Source organism: Caulobacter sp. P1_B12_2, assembly GCF_056406675.1.
In genome coordinates this window covers 1-2,847 of the sequence record NZ_JBFTZS010000535.1, presented here as the reverse complement: position 1 = coordinate 2,847, position 2,847 = coordinate 1, and the positions used below count along the sequence as shown (strand labels likewise).

Below are 2,847 nucleotides of genomic sequence, written 5' to 3'. Positions count from 1 at the left end.
GATCTCTTCCAGGGTGCCGGCGACGATGGCCGCCGATTCCCGCGGGAAGATCATCGCGAACTCCTCGCCGCCGTAGCGGGCGGCGAAGCGGGGTGGGGCGGCGACGCGGCCGATGACGCTGGCGACATAGCGGATGACCTGGTCGCCGGTCTGGTGGCCCCAGGTGTCGTTGAAGCCCTTGAAATGGTCGATGTCGAGCACGGCCAGGCAGATCGTGGTGCCGGCTTCGTCGGCCTCGGAGCAGGCGCGGTCGAGTTCTTCGTCAAAGGCCTTGCGGTTGGCGAGGTTGGTGAGGCCGTCGGTGGTGGCGTCGCGGCGGACCTGTTCCAGGTGCTCGCGCAGGCGATCGACCTCGGCCGTGGATTCCGCCAGGCGGGTCTCCAGCGACTTGTTTTCCTTCTGGATGCGGCGGGTGGCGTCAGCCAGGCCGCCGACCACGGCCTTCAGCCTGTCGACGTCCTGCGAGGCGTCGAGGTCCTTGACCGCGCCGTTCAGGGTCTTGCCGTAGGCGGCGTTGCTCTTCTGGGCGTCCTGGATGGCCTTGGAGACCGATTCCAGTTCCTTGCTCAGCAGGTCGCCGGCGTCGCGGATCTGTTCGTTCAGCTTGGCCTTGGGCAGGTAGGTCGCGGCCAGTTCTTCGCTGAGCAGCTCGGTGAGCGGTTCGCCCAGCGAGATGAGGCGGGTGAGTTCGCGGGCCAGGGCGCCTTCCGGATCGGCGACGAAGTGGGTCCAAAGCTCGAAGTTCAGCGCGGTCGGCCACACCTGATGGCGTTCCATCAGGCTCAGCGCGCGGCCGGCGATCTTGTAGGCCTCAGGGCCGCGCAGCGTGGTCTCGACGTCCGACATCTCTAGTCCCCCAACAGCGCCGCATCGCCCGGATGCTCGCTTGGAGCTGCAATCTAGACCGAAGAGTTCAAACGACCCGTTAAGAACGAACGACGTTCACTTGCGTGTTCTCTCCGCCGCACGCATTGTGAACGCTGATAAGATGAGCCTTCAGGCCGCTGGGAGAAACCTGACCGTGAACGCGCCCGCCAACCTCAACCTGGAAGCTTCCAAGGCTTCGCTCCTGCGGATCCTTGATGCGCAGAAGGCCGCGCACCTGCGACAAGGCGCCCCGACGGCCGAACGTCGCATCGACTGGCTCGACCGCTGCATCGGCCTGCTGGTCGATCATCAGGCCGAGATCGCCGACGCCCTGAACGCCGATTTCGGCGCGCGGTCCAAGGACGCCACCGGCCTGACCGATATCGCCGCCTCGATCGGGCCGCTCAAGCACGCCAAGGAAAACCTCGCCAAGTGGATGCGCCCGGAAAAGCGCAAGACCACGCCGGCGCTGCTGGGTCTGTTCGGCGCCAAGGCCGAGGTCCAGTACCAGCCCAAGGGCGTGGTCGGGGTGATCAGCCCCTGGAACTTCCCGGTCAACCTGACCTTCGCGCCGCTGGCCGGCGTGCTGGCAGCGGGCAATCGGGCGATGATCAAGCCGTCCGAGTTCACGCCGGTCACGTCCGAACTGATGAAGGCCATGTTCGCCAAGGTCTTCTCGGAGGAGGAGATCGCGGTGATCACCGGCGGACCCGAGATCGGCCAGGCCTTCACCAGCCTGCCGTTCGACCATCTGGTCTTCACCGGCGCCACTTCGGTGGCCCGTCACGTCATGCGGGCCGCGGCCGAGAACCTGGTGCCGGTGACCCTGGAACTGGGCGGCAAGAGCCCGGTGATCCTGTCGCGCGGGGCCGACATGGCCACGGCGGCGGCGCGGATCATGAACGGCAAGACCCTGAACGCCGGCCAGATCTGCCTGGCGCCCGACTATGTTCTGGCCCCCGCCGACCAGATCGACAGCTTCGTGGCCGAGGCCAAGGCCGCCGTGGCCCGGACCTTCCCGACGCTCCGGGACAATCCCGACTACACCGCCGTGGTCGCCCAGCGTCACTACGACCGGATCAAGGGCCATGTGGACGACGCCCGGGCCAAGGGCGCGACGATCGTCGAGATCAATCCGGCCGGCGAGGATTTCAGCCAGCAGGAGCATCGCAAGATCCCCCCGACCCTGATCCTCAACCCCACCGACGACATGACGGTGATGCACGATGAGATCTTCGGTCCGGTGCTGCCGGTGAAGACCTACGGCAAGGTCGAGGAGGCGGTCGACTACATCAACGGCCGCGACCGGCCGCTGGGGCTCTACTGGTTCGGAACCGACACCGCCGAGCGGGACATGGTGCTGAACCGCACGACCAGCGGCGGGGTGACGATCAACGACGTGATCTTCCACGTCGCCCAGGAGGACCTGCCGTTCGGCGGCGTCGGCCCGGCCGGCATGGGGTCGTATCATGGCCGCGACGGCTTCCTGGAGTTCAGCCACAAGAAGGCGGTGTACCAGCAGCTCAAGAAGGACATCGGACCCATGCTGGCCCTGCGTCCGCCGTACGGCGCGGCGATCCGCAAGTACCTGGCGGGGCAGATCAAGAAGTAGGGGCGGGGCAGCTTGGATCGAGGCATCAAGCTCCTTTCAAAAGATAGACCGCGCGCACGGGTTGGCCGCTTCACGCGGATTGCCGCTGAAGGGTGGGGGAGGCGCGGAGCGGTCCGGGCCGAGCCCGGATGACCGTGGGTTTGAATGTGCGTTTCGGCTTGGCTCGACCGCTCCGCGAAACCGTTCTTCTCAAGGGACGGCGACTGAGGGCTTGTTTCATCCCGATCGACGTTTCCCCTCAGGCGGGCAGGATCAAAGTCGCCCGGAAGGGGCCGTCGGCGACTCCGACTGATCCTCGAACAGGCCGGTTTGAACTCCCAGCCCCGTCAACCCGCCTGTCCCGCCATCGTCCCCGCCAGGCCTTGGAG

The 2,847-nt window shown here is 66.5% G+C and carries 2 protein-coding genes; one reads left to right on the top strand and one right to left on the bottom strand.

Features of this window, described 5'->3' with window-relative positions; genetic code table 11:
• Nucleotides 1–846 (bottom strand): GGDEF domain-containing protein (locus AC1DZ6_RS22855; RefSeq protein WP_477099405.1); only part of this gene is annotated, 846 nt, incomplete at its 3' end.
• Nucleotides 847–1,021: 175 nt separating this feature from the next.
• Between AC1DZ6_RS22855 and AC1DZ6_RS22850 the strand changes: the two genes are divergently transcribed.
• A complete protein-coding gene (locus tag AC1DZ6_RS22850; protein WP_477099404.1) occupies nt 1,022–2,479 on the top strand; it encodes a coniferyl aldehyde dehydrogenase in 1,458 nt (485 codons plus the stop codon).
• The last annotated feature ends 368 nt before the right edge of the window (nt 2,480–2,847 follow it).